We start from the raw sequence: 15,399 nt of genomic DNA on the forward strand, positions 1-15,399 counted from the left end.
AGAGACAAAATGAAAAAATTTATAATTAGTATATTAGTTTTATCTACTACTTTCGTAGGATGTAGTTCAGATTTAGATATTAACAGGGATCCAGATTCTCTTAGCCCAAGCACTGTGCCATTATCAGCTCAGTTACCAGCGGGTATTACAGGCATCATTGGATCTGAAGGAGCTGCAATGTCAATCATTGGAGGTATGTGGTCGCAATATTGGACTCAAAGTAATGCAGCAAATCAATACAAATTTATTGATAATTATTCTATAGGTACATCAGACTATAATTTCATATGGACTGGAATGTATGATGGTTTAGGAGATATTAGAAACGTAAAAAGAAGAGCTCTTGCAGAAGAAAATTGGAACTATTATTTAATAGCTACTATTCTTGAAGTACAAGCCTCTCAAATATTGACCGATTTATATGGTAGTATTCCTTACAAAGAAGCTAATAATCCTTCTATATTAGAGCCTAAATTCAATACTGGAGAGGAAGTTTATACTTATATGATTGAAGATTTGAACGATGCACTTTCGAAATCATTGGCTGCTTCTAAAGGTACAATTCCAGGTAGTGACGATTTAATATTTGCTGGAAATATGTCCAATTGGACTAAATTTGCAAATACTTTGAAGTTAAAAATTTATTTGCGTCAAATTTATAGTGCACGAGCTACAATTGCCTCTGATGGAATTAAACAAATGATAGCTGCAGGTACACAATTCTTATCTGTTGATGCGGGAATGACTCAATTTACAGACGCTATCAATCAAAGTAATCCTTTGTATGAATACAACAACCGAAGATTAAATGTTGCAACAAACATGAGAATGAGTGCAACTCTTGCATCCTATTTTGATAATAATGGTGACACACGAAAAACAAAATATTATCTTGCAGGAAATTCTCTTAACCAAGGAGATTACGACAGTACAGTAGGTGCTGGAACAATTGCAATTGTCAACTTAAGTGCCACTACTCCAGCTCTATTAATGAGTAAAGAAAATAGTTTGTTTTTACAAGCTGAGGCTATGGAGAGATTTGGAACAGGTGGTAAATCATTATATGAAGCTGCTGTAAATGCTAATTTTACTAGATATGGTTTAGTTGGATCTACTTTTGTATCAGGAAAATATGCTTACCCAACTACTGGAACTCTTGAACAAAAGGTAGAGGCTATCATTACTCAAAAATGGATTGCTAGTTTCCCAGGAAATGGTTATGAAGCCTTTTTTGAAAAAAACAGAACAGGTTATCCTAAAACATCAACAGTGTATTCAACAAGTGCTGCTTATATTCCTGGACAATTTGTATATGCTAAAAACGGAACTACCTTAGGTTTATTTCCAAAAAGAATAGTTTATCCTCTAGTAGAGCGAAACGCTAATTCAAATGCCCCGGCTTTAGTAACATTAACAACCCCAGTTTGGTGGGCAAAAAACTAACATTATGAAAAAAATAATCATAGCACTATTTATTACAGGCACATTTTTTACAGCTTGTACTACGGTCGACACTGATAATGTGTCTAGAATAACTTATTTTCCTGTATTTACTATTTCAGGAGCTAACCCATTTTTTGTTTTATTGGGAACACCATATACAGATCCTGGAGCTGTAGCAAAAGCAGGATCAACTGTAATTACTCATACAACTGCTGCTTTAGGGAAATATAGAGGAACAACATCATTAGACACAAACAAAGTGGATGAATATTTTGTGACATATAGCGCAAAAAATGCTGATGGTTTTGTTGGAAGTGGATCTAGAAAAGTTATAGTATATAAAAACGGTGATTTAATCAATAGTATAGAAGGACTATATACTTCTACTGTAGCTAGAAACGGTGTAACACCAGGCTCAACCTATATTGATATTAAATATATTTATATCTGGAAAAACACAGATGGTACCTATCAAATATCGGATGCTTTTGGTGGTTGGTATGAATATGGTAGAGCAATAGGAAGTTCAGAAACTCCAGGAGGGACAATAAATGCAATAAATATTACAACAAATAATTTTACTTTCCCAGGTAATCCATTAACTAATAAATATTTTGGAGGAGTTGCTAAAATTACAGATTTAACTGTGAATGCAGCAACAAAAACTTTAGTATTAACTTGTACATGGACAGCACCAACAGCTTACACATTCGTTTCGACCTTAAAACAAGTTCAACCTTAAAACAATAAAGATGAAATTAATAAAAAATAATATTATAAAAATCCTTTTTGGTATTCTTATACTTACTTCGTTCTCTTCTTGTGATGAGGGAGGAAATCCAACTATTGGAGGAACAACCACTAAAGATTTTTCTGGCGATTGGTTTATTACAATTACAGATGCAACTGGTAAGGTTCAAGTAGCAAATGCATTGCATTATACCTATAACACAGCGGCAAATGATAATACCATGTGGATAGATGATGCTAAACATGGTTGGTATTTGAAATGTAAAATCACTGTAAATCTTGCAGACGGAACTTTTACAGCTACAGCTCAACCTAACACAATTGATTCTGGTACAGTTACTATTACTGAAGGAAAAATTGAAAAAGGTGCAGGAAAATCTAAAGCTGGACACGTTGTTGATAAAATTTCTTTTAAAGCAGTATTTAGTTATGATGCAGGAACAAAATTAACTTTTGTTGGTCATAAAAGAACTGGTTTCTTGGAAGACGAATACTAGTATTCACTAATTATTAATTTAAAACCATCACGCCAGCGTGGTGGTTTTTTTTTATGAACTTGTGATGTTAATTATCGGTAATTAACCTTAATAACCTATATTTCAATACACTACTTAAAAAAAACATATTGTATGAAAAAAATTATATTAACTACTATTTTAATCTTAATTCCAATTATAAATCAATCACAAAGTGACCCGCTATGAAAAAAAATTAACACAAAAGATCTTACTCTTATTGAAATAAATAATTACGGAAGACATACTATTATTTCAATTAGATGAAACATATTTAAAAAAAACTTATCACAAATTCAAGACAACACAACACAAGAAAGCATAGAACTAAGTATTCCTAATGCCAATGGAACTATAGAACGATATGTAATTCGTGAATCTTCGAATTTTCCTCCGGAATTACAAGCAAAATATCCAGAAATAAAATCCTATAAAGGAGTAGACCTTTCAGATTGATAAGCTACAGCCTATTTTAGTTTTTCTCCCAATGGCTTACAAACTATGGCTTTAAGAGCGATTAAAGATTCATAATTTATTGAATCTTATTCGAAAATAAATACTGTTTACAAACTTATTTCTTCGAAAAACCGTTCAACTGGAAATTTGCCAACAGCTTGTTCCACAGAAGTTGTCGAATTAAATAAACAATTACAAAAAACAACCTATAAAGTCAAAGCTAACGACAAGGTTTTCAGAACATTTAGATTAGCATTATCTTGTAATGGTGAATATACCAAATATTATGGAGGAACTGTTGCTGGAGCATTAGCAGGTATGAATACCTCAATGACACGCATAAATGGAATTCTAGGCAAAGAACTAGCTGTTAAATTTGAAATTATTACCAACAATGATTTGTTAATCTATTTAGGCCCTCTTACAGATCCGTATTCAGATGCTGCTACAGGTCCTGACAATACTAATGGAGCAACATGGAATTTAGAATTACAAAATAATTAAACCTCCACTATTGGAAATTCAAGTTATGATGTCGGCCATTTATTAAGTTGCTCAGGAGGAGTAGGTAATGCGGGTTGCATAGGCTGTATCTGTGTAAATCCTACTACATCTGTGCCAAGAGGAAAAAGAAGCGAATGGTCTGCCACTTATAGAAATACTCCTGAAGGACGTGATTACGATATTGACGTTGTATCTCATGAAATGGGTCATCAATTGGGAGCAAATCACACTTTTTTATATAAAGTTGAAGGCCGAAGAGCTAATATTGAGCCTGGAACTGGATCAACAATTATGGGATATGCTGGAGTAGCTACTCATAGTACATTAAATATTCAAGAACATGTTGACAACTATTATAGTGTAAATACTATTACACAAATACAAAGTGTTCTTGCAAACAAAACCTGTTCTAGAAATAGTCCTATATTTAATGAAAACATTCAATTAAAAAATATTGCTTCTGTCTACCATCTACTTACTTTTAATGTTGGAGATAGAAAATTAGATAGAAAAATTATGATTGAGTAATATAAAATTAAAGATTCAAATAAAAGGGTACCGTTTTACGCTACCCTTTTATTTTCAAAAAAATAGAAAATTTAGATTATCCAAAACAAAAAACTATATTTGCACCATGGAAAAAGAACATTTAATATTTGGAATACGCGCCATTATTGAGGCAATACAATCAGGGAAAGAAGTCGACAAAGTATTTATACAAAAAGAAATCTCAGGTGAATTAATGAAGGACTTGATGAAAGTCATGAAACGCGCCAATATTAATTTCTCTTATGTTCCTGTAGAAAAATTAAATCGATTAACACCAAACAACCATCAAGGTGCAGTAGCTTCTATTTCTCCAATTGGGTTTATGGATTTAGAACATTTAGTTGAATCTACAATATCATCTGGTAAAACACCTCTGTTTTTAATTTTGGATCAAATATCAGATGCACGTAATTTTGGTGCCATAATCAGAACTGCTGAATGTACTGGTGTAAATGGAATTATTGTTCAAAAAGCTGGTTCAGCTCCAGTAAATGGAGATACCGTTAAGACTTCAGCCGGAGCAGTATTTAATGTTCCTATTTGCAAAGTAGAACATATTAAAGACGCCATTTTCTATCTTCAAGGTTCAGGAGTAAAAACAGTTGCAGCAACAGAAAAAACAGAAATAAATATTTATGATGTTGATTTAAAAGAAGGTGTTGCCATTATTATGGGATCTGAGGACAGAGGAATCAATCCTTCGGTTTTAAAAATTGTAGATGAAAAAGCTAAACTACCAATGTTTGGAACGATTGGATCTCTCAATGTTTCTGTGGCATGTGGTGCTTTTTTATATGAAGCAGTAAGACAAAGGTCTTAGATTGCAGATTGCAGATTTTAAATATAAAATAATAAAAAGGATTCATTACTCTTGTTTTGAATCCTTTTCTTTGTTTTCAATAATAGTGTAACTTATTGTCGAATAATAGTTTTGTATCTCTTCCTCTATTTCAATATCAGGTATATTAACAAAATTACCTTCTTCGTCAAAACGCTGCATAAACTTATCCTCATTTGGATTAAAATCAGGGGATTCCCAATCGTATTTGATTATCTTTTTGTATTCAGGTGTTTTATATAATATAGAAAGCACAAATCCAGTTATTAAACCAGCCAAATGTCCTTCCCAAGATATTTGTTCTTCTACTTTAGGAAAAATATACCAAACCAAACCCCCATAAACAACCACAACAGTTAGCGATAAGGCAACTAATCTATAATACTTAGTTTGAATTCCTTTAAAAAATATAAAACTCACCAATACATAGATTAAACTACTGGCACCAATGTGATAACTTTCTCTACCAATAACCCATGTTATTATTCCTGAAAGTAAAATTCCATAACCAATAACATCCATAGATTGTTTAGAATAAAAATAACGTAATGCCGCTAATAAAATAAGTAAGGGAATCGAATTATTGTATAAATGCTCCAAGTCCGAGTGAATAAATGGGCTAAAAATAACACCTTGCAAGCCTGAAATTGTTCTGGGTTCTATTCCATGTTCGTAAAAATCAAAATCAAATTTGATTTGTAACCAATACACAAACCACAAAAACCACACAAAAAAAAGTGGTAGTGCTATTACAGAATTTGAATATTTGAAATGGTTGTCGTTCATTAAAATTTTTAAAAATTTGATTTATAATTTTAAATTACTCAAAAATACACCCAAAAACAAATTAATGCTATTTTGTCATATTTAAATACAAATCGTGATAGTAGACGAAGTTTTTAGCCCAGATCGCAGCGGCATCCTTTTGGTTCCGTTTTTCACGGAAGCAAAAGATATAGTGAAGAGCTGGATTAGCTTCGAATAAAAATAGTAATTTTACGGAGTTCTTTTAATTTCAATTTAAAGATAACGAATTTAGATTATAGAATATAAAAACAAATGGAAGCACCACTAGCAGAACGCATACGACCTCAAATTTTAGAAGACTATATCAGTCAGTCCCATTTAGTAGGTCCAAATGGATCATTAACACAGCAAATTGTTAAAGGAATTATTCCTTCATTGATTTTTTGGGGACCTCCAGGAACAGGAAAAACAACATTGGCACAAATTATCGCCCAAGAATCAAAACGCCCTTTTTATATTTTGAGTGCGATCAATTCCGGTGTGAAAGACATTCGTGAGGTAATCGAAAAAGCGAAACAAAGCGGAGGACTTTTCACCACAAAAAACCCTATACTCTTTATCGACGAGATTCATCGTTTTAGCAAATCACAACAAGATTCTTTACTTGCTGCTGTCGAAAAAGGGTGGATTACATTAATTGGAGCTACAACTGAAAACCCAAGTTTTGAGGTCATACCGGCACTTTTGTCGCGCTGTCAGGTTTATATTTTGAATGCCTTTACCAAATCTGATTTAGAAGCTTTGTTGTACCGCGCTATGAAAACAGATGCTTTTTTAGCAACAAAAAACATAAAACTTACCGAAACAGAAGCGCTGCTGCGACTTTCTGGTGGTGATGGACGCAAACTATTAAATATTTTTGAATTGGTCGTAAACGCTTCTAATGTAGACGAAATTGAAATCACAAATGATCGCGTTTTTGCATTAGTACAACAAAATACGGTATTGTATGACAAAAGTGGTGAACAACATTATGATATCGTATCTGCATTTATAAAATCAATTCGAGGTAGCGATCCAAATGGTGCTGTTTATTGGCTTGCGAGAATGATTGAAGGTGGCGAAGATGTGAAATTTATTGCTAGAAGAATGCTCATCTTGTCGAGTGAAGACATTGGAAATGCCAATCCAACAGCTTTTATCATGGCCAATAATACTTTTCAGGCTGTTGCCACAATTGGTTATCCCGAAAGTAGAATTATTTTGAGTCAGTGTGCGGTATATTTAGCTACTTCTCCTAAAAGTAATACCACTTATTTAGCCATTGGCACAGCCCAACAGTTAGTTAAACAAACAGGAGATTTGTCCGTGCCTATTCATTTACGAAATGCTCCTACAAAATTAATGAAGGAATTAGGTTATGGAGAAGAATATAAATATTCTCACGATTACACCAACAATTTTGCTGAACAAGAATTTCTACCTGATACCATTTCAGAAACGGTGATCTACAATCCTGGAAACAATTCTCGAGAAAATAGCACCAGAGAATTTTTGAAAAACAGATGGAAAAGTAAGTATGGATATTAATTTTCAGTGGTCAGTAATCAGTAATCAGCTAAGAAAATTAAAACTTAACACTGATCTTCTCTGAAATTAATTGATCATTTTGATAATACTCAAAAAACCATTGATTTTCTTTTGCAACTAAAACTCCTTGAATAGTTCCTTTTACCGCCATAAAACTAGAAGGATTAGATGTTTTATACAATTTCATTATCACTTTTGGTTCACTATCAATCAATTGATATCCATATGTAGTTGATTGCGCATAAAGAACATTCAGATTGCTTTCGGCAGTTGCGTTTTCTGTAGTTACAGGCACATTTAGAACCGGAGAAGCTGCAACAGCAGCGGTAGATGCAGAATAAGTAGTTGTTATTGAACTTGTATTTGAGCTTCCACCATTATATTTATAATTCAAATCAGCAACAAATTTAAAGGCTTCATTTAATGCCTCAGTATAGGCTGAATCAAATTGTTTTTCTTTGCTTTTTCCGGCTGGAGATTGATAAATTATTTTGCCGTTACAATCCTTAAAAAGGAGAAAAACTTTGGTTGTCAAAAATGCTTTATCTTCCACTACATCAATATATAGTAATTTACATCTATCATTAAATTCAGCTGGAATCGTTTCAATAGCATAGAAACCCGTCATACCAGCTGTTTGCAAATAAGATTTTGTTTTGGTCTGAAGTCGATATTGATTTTCTGATTTTTGAAATTCATATTTTACTGGGATAATAACAGCTTTATAATCATTTATGGATTGTGAAAAACAATTACTGGCAATAAAACAAATTAGGAATAAGAGGCTATTTTTCATGTGTATAATTTTATTTTATATTAATTTCAATTTGTATTCTCCTGTAATTACTTTTAACTTATAAATTTATAATCAGGTTATTTATAAATATTTTTTTAAATCTAATAATTGACTCACTTGTTTAATATGTGAACCTACTTCAATGTTGTTTTCGTTGAAAAAAATAGCATCTAAACCTGCATCCAAAGCCCCTTGCACATCTGACTCAATACAATCGCCAATCATAATGCTATTTTCTTTTTTTGCTTTTGCCGAATTTAAAGCATATTCAAAAATAAGTCGATTTGGTTTTTTTACACCAGCCATTTCAGAATTTGTAATGGTTTTGAAATAATGTGTAATATACGAATTATCTAATTTATGTCCTTGTATTGACGCAAAACCATTGGTTATAATATGCAAATTGTATTTTGGTCTTAAATAATCCAAAAGTTCAATTGTTCCCTCGTATAAATGATTGTATTGGGGCAAATAATGAATATATTCTTTAGATAACTGATTTATTAAATCATCCTCAACGTCAAATTGAATCAAATCTAAAGTATCTTTCAATCGTCCAAAACGCATTTTTTCCTGAGTTATTTCATCTTTTCGATACTTCTCCCAATATTCTCGATTTTTAGGAATATAAAAATGAAGAAATTGAACCATATCAATAGGCATTTTATTCAATTTAAAAATTGTTTCAAAAGCTAAGGCCGAATTTTTTTCGAAATCCCAAAGGGTGTGGTCTAAATCAAAAAAAACATCTGATATGTTATTTATTACTTTCATTTTAAAAAATTCCTTCGTCGTTAAAACTAAAATAGCCGTTTTCGGTAATGATAAGATGGTCTAATACTTGAATATCAAGATTGACTCCTGCGGCTTTTAACTTTTTTGTTATTTGCTTGTCAGCTTCACTTGGAGTCAAAGTACCCGAAGGATGATTGTGACACAAAATAACACTTGTAGCACCTAATTCTAAAGCTACTTTAAACACCAATCGCACATCGACCATTGTTCCTGTGATTCCTCCCTTCCCTTGTTGGGATTTAGAAAGAACTTTGTTTGAATTATTCAAATATAAAACCCAAAATTCTTCGTGTGGCAATTCTCCAATAATGGGCTGCATCAACTCGAAAATCATTTTGCTCGACGTAATCTTTTTTAACTCAACTGCATCTTCTACTCTTCTGCGTCTTCCTAATTCCATGGCTGCCACAATAGAGATGGCCTTTGCCTCCCCAATTCCTTTGAAATTTATCAATTGTTGAATCGTCATTTTCCCTAAAGCATTCAGATTGTTATCGACACTTGCCAAAATTCGTTTGCTTAAATCTACAGCAGACTCATTGCGACTTCCCGACCCAATCAAAATGGCAATCAACTCGGCATCACTCAAAGCACTTTTACCTTTAAGCATTAATTTTTCGCGAGGTTTGTCGTCTTCAGACCAATTCGTTATGGGGAAAGGGTTGTTTTCCATTTATATTTTATTCTATCATTTCTTTTACTTCATCAAAATTCAATCCTCCATAATTTCCTGAACTCATTAATAACAATGCCGAGTTTTCTAAATTTTGATTAAACAAAAAAGTTTTAAACTCCCCTGGATTGGTATAAATAATTAAATCTTTTCTATTGAATGCCATGGCAATTTGATCGTAAGTTACTTCTTCGAGTTGTTTTATTTTTACTGCATCTGGCGAATAGAAAACAACAGCAACATCAGCATATTCCAATGCACCTTCGTATTCTTTCAGGAATTCGGAATTCAAACTACTGTACGTATGCAATTCTAAACAAGCCACCAAAGTTCGGTTTGGATATTGTTCTTTCACGGCTTTTGTAGTTGCAGCCACCTTGCTTGGCGAATGCGCAAAATCTTTATACGCAACTTTCGTTTTGCTTTCAGCAATTTTTTCTAATCGTTTTGATGCTCCTTTGAAACTCGCAATCGCTTCATAAAAATCGGCTTCGTCCACTCCCATATTTTGGCAAATCCATTTGGCTCCAGCCAAATTATTCAAATTATGCGCTCCAAAAACTTCAATTGGCATGGCGCCTTCTGGAGTTTCCAGCAAAGTAACTCCATCTTTTACTTCGTATTTTGGAGTTATATATGGAATTTTACGAATTGGATTCAAAGCTACTTCGGCAACACGTTTTACTTCTGGATCTTCTTCATTGTATACCAAAATTCCGCCATTGGTAATTTTAGCAATAAATATTTCAAACTGTTCCACATAGAAATCATAAGTTGGAAACACATTAATATGATCCCAAGCAATTCCAGAAATCAAGGCAATATTGGGTTGATACAAATGAAATTTTGGTCTGCGGTCTATTGGCGAAGACAAATACTCATCTCCTTCCAAAACGATAAAGTCATTTTCTTCCGTAAGATGCACCATCGTTTCAAAACCTTCTAGTTGAGCTCCGACCATATAATCAACTTCAATATTGTGATAATGCATCACGTGTAATATCATCGAAGTGATGGTTGTTTTTCCGTGCGAACCACCAATCACTACGCGAGTTTTATTTTTGGATTGTTCGTATAAAAACTCAGGATAGGAATATATTTTAAGACCTAATTCTTGTGCTTTTAGTAATTCAGGATTATCCGCTTTAGCGTGCATCCCTAGGATTACAGCTTCAATATCTTGAGTTATTTTTTCTGGAAACCAACCCAATTCTACTGGTAAAATTCCTTTTTTATCTAATCGACTTTTTGAAGGTTCAAAAATAGCGTCGTCACTTCCTGTAACCTGATATCCTTTATTGTGTAATGCCAAAGCAAGGTTGTGCATTGCGCTGCCACCAATGGCGATGAAATGTGTTTTCATTATTTAAATCCAATTTTTAAATTCCAAATTCCAATTGAACAACTTGGAATTTAGAGAATGATTATTATTTATAGAATTGTTCTTTCAATTCCTGTGCTTTTTTGGTTTCTTTTAATTTATTCAAATATAAATTATATAATGTTTGAAAAGTAATTTTTGATTTACCAATTTCATTCGCTTTTACATACAATATTTCTGCTGATGTGTATCTTTTAAAATACTCTTCTATTTGACCTCGGGACAAATAACCGTCAACAGGAGATAATTGTAATAATTCATTAGAATATCGAACAGCTTTAGATTCACTTCCGCCGATAATACCTGGTAGTTGAAGATACAAAACTACTAATGCCCATCGCGCTTCAATGTGCTTAGGATTTAGTATTATGGCTTTTTCGAAAGAAGATTTCACCTCTCCAATCATACCCAAAGCCACAAATTTATTTGAATCTTTAGCTTTCATCCCCAGAACACCTCCATATTTAAAAAAATAATTAGCTTCAGATGGTTTTAATTCTTTTAGTTTTTTATAATAAATGATTGCCTTGTCCCAAGATTTATTATGACCAGCAATATCTCCAAGATATTCTATTGATTTTAAGTCAGAAGGATCAGTTTTTATAGCTGATTCGAAAAAATCTTGTGCTTGAATGAATTTTCTTTCCTTAAACAAGCGTTCCCCTTTTTCAAAATTAGTTTGAGACCATGTTAATACATGAAGAAATAAAAAGAAAATTATAATGAGTTTCATTCTTCAAAAATAAGGAAATTTTAAAAGAGTAAACTTACTTATTATAGTTTAAAATCTTAAATAAAATATAAATGATTCATAATATAAAAGAAACATTAACCTAACATTACGGGCCTACTTTCGTATAAATAATATATGAAATTAAAATGAAATTAAATAGTTCACTTCCACTAATGATATTGTGCAAATTACTTCTGCACTCGGCAGACTACTAAGACTGATAAAAGTCAAAATATGAAAAAGAAAAGAAAAATTCCCCTTGTTGTTATCAGTGATGTTCATTTAGGAACTTATGGCTGCCATGCCAATGAATTATTACAATACCTTAAATCGATTCAGCCAAAAATATTGGTGTTAAACGGCGACATTATTGACATGTGGAGTTTTAGCAAGCGCTATTTCCCAGCTGCTCACATGAATGTGTTAAGGCAAATAATTAAAATGTCTAATCTTGGAACTCGTGTAATTTATATTACTGGAAATCACGATGAAGCCTTGCGAAAATACACCGATTTCATTCTTGGGAATTTTGAATTAGTTGACAAACTAGTATTAGATTTGAATGGTAAGAAAACATGGATTTTTCATGGTGATGTATTTGATTCTTCTACGAAAGGATATGCAAAAATCCTCGCAAAATTAGGAGGAAAAGGCTACGATCTGTTAATCTTATTTAACAGTTTCATCAACTGGATTCTTGTTTTATTAGGTAGAGAGAAAAGAAGTTTTTCGAAAATTATTAAAGACAGCGTGAAAAAAGCTGTGTCGTTTGTATCAAATTTTGAAACAACTGCGGCCGAAATTGCCATTCAAAAAAAATACAGTTATGTTGTTTGTGGACATATTCACAAACCTCAAATGAAGATGATTGAAAATGAGCACGGTAAAGTATTGTATTTAAACAGTGGCGATTGGATTGAAAACCTTACCGCTTTAGAATACAATAAAGAAAAATGGTCACTTTACCACTACAATAAATCCAATTTTTCAGTAGATGAAACAAATGAAGATAAAATCATAAACGATATTGTAAACAAAATTTTATCTTAAATGAAAATATTTTACGCTATACAAGCAACAGGAAATGGACACATCAGTAGAGCCATACAATTATATCCTTTTCTACAAAAATATGGTTCAGTAGATTTCTTCTTAAGTGGTAACAATTCTAGTTTGAATATTGATTTACCAGTAAAATTCAAAAGTGAAGGTTGTAGTTTGCATTATAGCAAATGTGGCGGTTTAAATTATTGGGATATTGTTAAAAACATCAAACCTACTCAAATATATAAGGATGCAAAGTCATTACCTTTAAAAAATTATGATGTGATTATTAATGATTTTGAATCAATTACTTCGCTTGCTTGTAAATTGCAAAAGGTACATTCGGTACAGTTTGGACACCAAGCTAGTTTTATTTCTAAAAACACGCCTAGACCAGAAAAAAAAAACATTATGGGTGAAATGATCCTGAAACATTATGCCACTTCACCAAAACACATTGGGTTGCATTTTGAAAAATATGATTCCTTTATTCACCCACCAATTATCAAAGATGAAATCATAAATTCAAACCCTAAGAACTTAAATCATATCACGGTCTATTTGCCTTCTTTTCAAAAAGATTGTTTAGAAAAAGCGTTTAATAAACTTGCTGATGTCCAATTTCACTGGTTTTTAAATGACATAGCTTTCAAATACTCTGAAGGGAATATCACATATTTCCCAGTTGATCAGAAACAGTTTAATGTCAGTTTAATAAACTGTGACGGAATCATTACTGGAGGAGGTTTCGAAACTCCTGCAGAGGCCTTGTACTTGAGAAAAAAAATTCTAAGCATTCCAATTCGTGACCACTATGAACAAGAAAGTAATGCCGCAGCTTTAAAAAAAATGGGCGTTCCAGTTGTATATGAAATAGATGAAGATTTTGATAAAATTATTAAAAACTGGTTGAACACAAAAATAATCTACCCCAAAATACAACCTAATAATATCCCTGAAACTTTACAACATTTATTCGACACGTATCATAATTAAAACGAATGTTGTTTTACCATTGATTAAAGAGATTCAATCCTATATTTATACAACAATTTAAATACACTATATTATTATATTATCAGTTTCTTTTTTTTAAGAACTGACAATCCAACTAATCTTCTTGATTTTTAAATCCAAATAAGTTACCTTTCATAAACAATTTCAAATCTTTTTTTAATGATTTGCTATTTCGCTTAGTCAATTCAGGCCCATCCAAATCACTTAAATCTGGTTTTCCTGCATTTACCCACGCAGTATACCAATAACTGGCAGTTTCTGTCACGGCTTTTTTCATTTGACTTTCGACCATTCCATTTAAAGCTATATTCAATCTAGAAGTGTAATCATCTGAAAATTTTGCAGCATTATATTTATTTTTTACAATTGCACCTTGAGCGTCAACAACAAATATATTATTCTCTTTTGTTGTAGTTCTCAATTGTTTATCAGCTGACAAAAGAGGTGTTGCTAAACTATGCGAATCATTTATTATTTTCCATGTATGAAGGCTTATGTTTTCTATATATTGAGGTGGAGCTACTGTAAATTTATAATTATTGACAAAAAGTTCTGGGATTCTACTTTCCCAAAGGGCATGTATTCCTTTTTGCTCTGTTAATTGGCCGTCATAATTGACCGATGTATGCAATGGCATGTGCGCATCGCCAATGTAATGTCCTAAATCTGCTGCTAAGAAAAGTATTTCGGCTCTGTTTTTTTCTTTAAAAGCTTTAGTTAGTTTCACCATCATTTCATCGATAAACCATGGAAGAATACCATTATTCAATAAAAATTTAGAATCATATTTTTTATTAGCTTCTGCCAAAGTTTTAGGTAAACTATCCTGTGAACCAAAGTTTTCCATATCGAAAAAATGTCTTGGATTTTCCTCTTTATAATTTAAAGAATATTTACGAATATCTGGAACAGTAGATTCCTGAGTTATAAAGTCGATATGATTATAAAAAAAGGTTAACATTGGTTTTGGTAAAACCATAACAGCTGCCTTATTGATATATTCATGACCTACTATTCCCCATGATATCGTAACAAAACTAATTGATATAATAGAAATAGTTATAAAGATTGGTTTTAATTTAAACTTTTTCATTTGTAAGTGATTTTTTAATGCAACAAAGGTATTTCTTTCTTATAAAGAACAAGTTAAAATTTGTTTTTTAAACTTGTTATTAATAAATAATCCTTTCCTAATGCAACTCGTGTTATCGACCGATTCCAAGTTCAAAATATAGCCATGCTAAAAAGCGACGAACCTAGCCCTTAGGCGAACAGGGCATACCAATAAAAAAAAGAACCCCAACCTTTTCAGGTTGGGGTTCAATAAAGAAAGGCGACGACATACTCTCCCACATAACTGCAGTACCATCTGCGCAGGCGGGCTTAACTACTCTGTTCGGGATGGGAAGAGGTGAGCCCCGCCGCAATAACCACCTTAAGGCTATTTGTCGTAAAGTTTCAATGTCTAATGTCTTAATGTACCTAGGACACTTTCGACTTTTGACTTTTGACTTTCAGACTGTCCGCGCGGCGGACAAATATCTTAACATACTGAGATAAAGAAAAAA

The 15,399-nt window shown here is 32.4% G+C and carries 14 protein-coding genes, 1 rRNA gene and 1 pseudogene; 8 read left to right on the forward strand and 8 right to left on the reverse strand.

The features are described from left to right. Nucleotides 1–9 precede the first annotated feature (9 nt). The 5 genes and pseudogenes from E0F76_RS12265 to rlmB all read left to right on the forward strand — a co-directional run bounded on the left by E0F76_RS12265 (nucleotide 10) and on the right by rlmB (nucleotide 5,037). Nucleotides 10–1,443, forward strand: a complete 1,434-nt coding sequence (locus E0F76_RS12265) for a SusD/RagB family nutrient-binding outer membrane lipoprotein (RefSeq protein WP_132006301.1) — start codon at nucleotides 10–12, stop codon at nucleotides 1,441–1,443. Nucleotides 1,444–1,447: 4 nt separating this feature from the next. Then, the gene (locus E0F76_RS12270; protein WP_132006304.1) at nucleotides 1,448–2,185 is read left to right on the forward strand and encodes an immunoglobulin-like domain-containing protein; all 738 of its coding nucleotides are present in this window, start codon (nucleotides 1,448–1,450) and stop codon (nucleotides 2,183–2,185) included. 10 nt (nucleotides 2,186–2,195) lie between these two features. Next, a complete protein-coding gene (locus tag E0F76_RS12275; RefSeq protein ID WP_132006307.1) occupies nucleotides 2,196–2,690 on the forward strand; it encodes a lipid-binding protein in 495 nt (164 codons plus the stop codon). A gap of 621 nt (nucleotides 2,691–3,311) precedes the next feature. Continuing rightward, nucleotides 3,312–4,196, forward strand: a pseudogene (locus E0F76_RS19710) (reprolysin-like metallopeptidase). A gap of 106 nt (nucleotides 4,197–4,302) precedes the next feature. Beyond that, a complete protein-coding gene (gene rlmB, locus E0F76_RS12290) occupies nucleotides 4,303–5,037 on the forward strand; it encodes a 23S rRNA (guanosine(2251)-2'-O)-methyltransferase RlmB (protein ID WP_132006316.1) in 735 nt (244 codons plus the stop codon). A 45-nt stretch (nucleotides 5,038–5,082) separates the two neighbouring features. On the opposite strand, the gene E0F76_RS12295 is transcribed toward rlmB, so the two are convergent. Further along, nucleotides 5,083–5,841 (reverse strand): rhomboid family intramembrane serine protease, encoded by a 759-nt coding sequence (locus tag E0F76_RS12295; RefSeq protein WP_132006319.1) that lies wholly within the window; start codon nucleotides 5,839–5,841, stop codon nucleotides 5,083–5,085. Between the two features lie 273 nt (nucleotides 5,842–6,114). On the opposite strand from E0F76_RS12295, the gene E0F76_RS12300 reads away from it, so the two are divergent. Beyond that, nucleotides 6,115–7,392, forward strand: a complete 1,278-nt coding sequence (locus tag E0F76_RS12300; protein WP_132006322.1) for a replication-associated recombination protein A — start codon at nucleotides 6,115–6,117, stop codon at nucleotides 7,390–7,392. A gap of 37 nt (nucleotides 7,393–7,429) precedes the next feature. Here E0F76_RS12300 and E0F76_RS12305 read toward each other — a convergent pair whose 3' ends face one another. From E0F76_RS12305 to E0F76_RS12325, 5 genes are all read right to left on the reverse strand, one after another. Continuing rightward, nucleotides 7,430–8,188: a hypothetical protein gene (locus E0F76_RS12305; RefSeq protein WP_132006325.1), complete on the reverse strand. Its 759-nt coding sequence runs from the start codon at nucleotides 8,186–8,188 to the stop codon at nucleotides 7,430–7,432. Nucleotides 8,189–8,269: 81 nt separating this feature from the next. Next, complete coding sequence (locus tag E0F76_RS12310) at nucleotides 8,270–8,962, reverse strand: YjjG family noncanonical pyrimidine nucleotidase (RefSeq protein WP_132006328.1); 693 nt, start codon at nucleotides 8,960–8,962, stop codon at nucleotides 8,270–8,272. A gap of 1 nt (nucleotide 8,963) precedes the next feature. After that, the gene (gene radC, locus E0F76_RS12315; protein ID WP_132006331.1) at nucleotides 8,964–9,656 is read right to left on the reverse strand and encodes a RadC family protein; all 693 of its coding nucleotides are present in this window, start codon (nucleotides 9,654–9,656) and stop codon (nucleotides 8,964–8,966) included. Between the two features lie 7 nt (nucleotides 9,657–9,663). Next, nucleotides 9,664–11,019: a UDP-N-acetylmuramate--L-alanine ligase gene (locus tag E0F76_RS12320; RefSeq protein WP_132006334.1), complete on the reverse strand. Its 1,356-nt coding sequence runs from the start codon at nucleotides 11,017–11,019 to the stop codon at nucleotides 9,664–9,666. Between the two features lie 64 nt (nucleotides 11,020–11,083). Continuing rightward, entirely contained in the window at nucleotides 11,084–11,770 is a 687-nt protein-coding gene (locus E0F76_RS12325; RefSeq protein WP_132006337.1) for a tetratricopeptide repeat protein, read from the reverse strand. Nucleotides 11,771–12,004: 234 nt separating this feature from the next. Here E0F76_RS12325 and E0F76_RS12330 point away from each other — a divergent pair, with 234 nt between their 5' ends. Both E0F76_RS12330 and E0F76_RS12335 read left to right on the forward strand, forming a co-directional pair. After that, a complete protein-coding gene (locus E0F76_RS12330) occupies nucleotides 12,005–12,820 on the forward strand; it encodes a UDP-2,3-diacylglucosamine diphosphatase (RefSeq protein ID WP_132006340.1) in 816 nt (271 codons plus the stop codon). Further along, nucleotides 12,821–13,810 (forward strand): glycosyltransferase family protein, encoded by a 990-nt coding sequence (locus E0F76_RS12335; protein ID WP_132006343.1) that lies wholly within the window; start codon nucleotides 12,821–12,823, stop codon nucleotides 13,808–13,810. It abuts the gene before it with no gap. Between the two features lie 115 nt (nucleotides 13,811–13,925). On the opposite strand, the gene E0F76_RS12340 is transcribed toward E0F76_RS12335, so the two are convergent. Further along, on the reverse strand, nucleotides 13,926–14,924 hold the full coding sequence (locus E0F76_RS12340; RefSeq protein WP_132006346.1) for a zinc dependent phospholipase C family protein: 999 nt from the start codon (nucleotides 14,922–14,924) through the stop codon (nucleotides 13,926–13,928). Nucleotides 14,925–15,159: 235 nt separating this feature from the next. Beyond that, nucleotides 15,160–15,269, reverse strand: a 5S ribosomal RNA gene (gene rrf, locus E0F76_RS12345). Nucleotides 15,270–15,399: the final 130 nt, after the last annotated feature.

The organism is Flavobacterium cellulosilyticum, from assembly GCF_004349355.1.
In the GTDB taxonomy this organism is placed as follows: Bacteria; Bacteroidota; Bacteroidia; order Flavobacteriales; family Flavobacteriaceae; genus Flavobacterium; species Flavobacterium cellulosilyticum.

Coding starts and splice junctions, on each gene's coding strand:
- rlmB (WP_132006316.1), top strand. CDS start 4,303: ATGGAAAAAGAACATTTAATATTTGGAATACGCGCCATTATTGAGGCA.
- E0F76_RS12320 (WP_132006334.1), bottom strand. CDS start 11,019: ATGAAAACACATTTCATCGCCATTGGTGGCAGCGCAATGCACAACCTT.
- E0F76_RS12330 (WP_132006340.1), top strand. CDS start 12,005: ATGAAAAAGAAAAGAAAAATTCCCCTTGTTGTTATCAGTGATGTTCAT.
- E0F76_RS12275 (WP_132006307.1), top strand. CDS start 2,196: ATGAAATTAATAAAAAATAATATTATAAAAATCCTTTTTGGTATTCTT.
- E0F76_RS12270 (WP_132006304.1), top strand. CDS start 1,448: ATGAAAAAAATAATCATAGCACTATTTATTACAGGCACATTTTTTACA.
- E0F76_RS12335 (WP_132006343.1), top strand. CDS start 12,821: ATGAAAATATTTTACGCTATACAAGCAACAGGAAATGGACACATCAGT.
- E0F76_RS12300 (WP_132006322.1), top strand. CDS start 6,115: ATGGAAGCACCACTAGCAGAACGCATACGACCTCAAATTTTAGAAGAC.
- E0F76_RS12305 (WP_132006325.1), bottom strand. CDS start 8,188: ATGAAAAATAGCCTCTTATTCCTAATTTGTTTTATTGCCAGTAATTGT.
- E0F76_RS12310 (WP_132006328.1), bottom strand. CDS start 8,962: ATGAAAGTAATAAATAACATATCAGATGTTTTTTTTGATTTAGACCAC.
- E0F76_RS12265 (WP_132006301.1), top strand. CDS start 10: ATGAAAAAATTTATAATTAGTATATTAGTTTTATCTACTACTTTCGTA.
- E0F76_RS12325 (WP_132006337.1), bottom strand. CDS start 11,770: ATGAAACTCATTATAATTTTCTTTTTATTTCTTCATGTATTAACATGG.
- E0F76_RS12295 (WP_132006319.1), bottom strand. CDS start 5,841: ATGAACGACAACCATTTCAAATATTCAAATTCTGTAATAGCACTACCA.
- radC (WP_132006331.1), bottom strand. CDS start 9,656: ATGGAAAACAACCCTTTCCCCATAACGAATTGGTCTGAAGACGACAAA.
- E0F76_RS12340 (WP_132006346.1), bottom strand. CDS start 14,924: ATGAAAAAGTTTAAATTAAAACCAATCTTTATAACTATTTCTATTATA.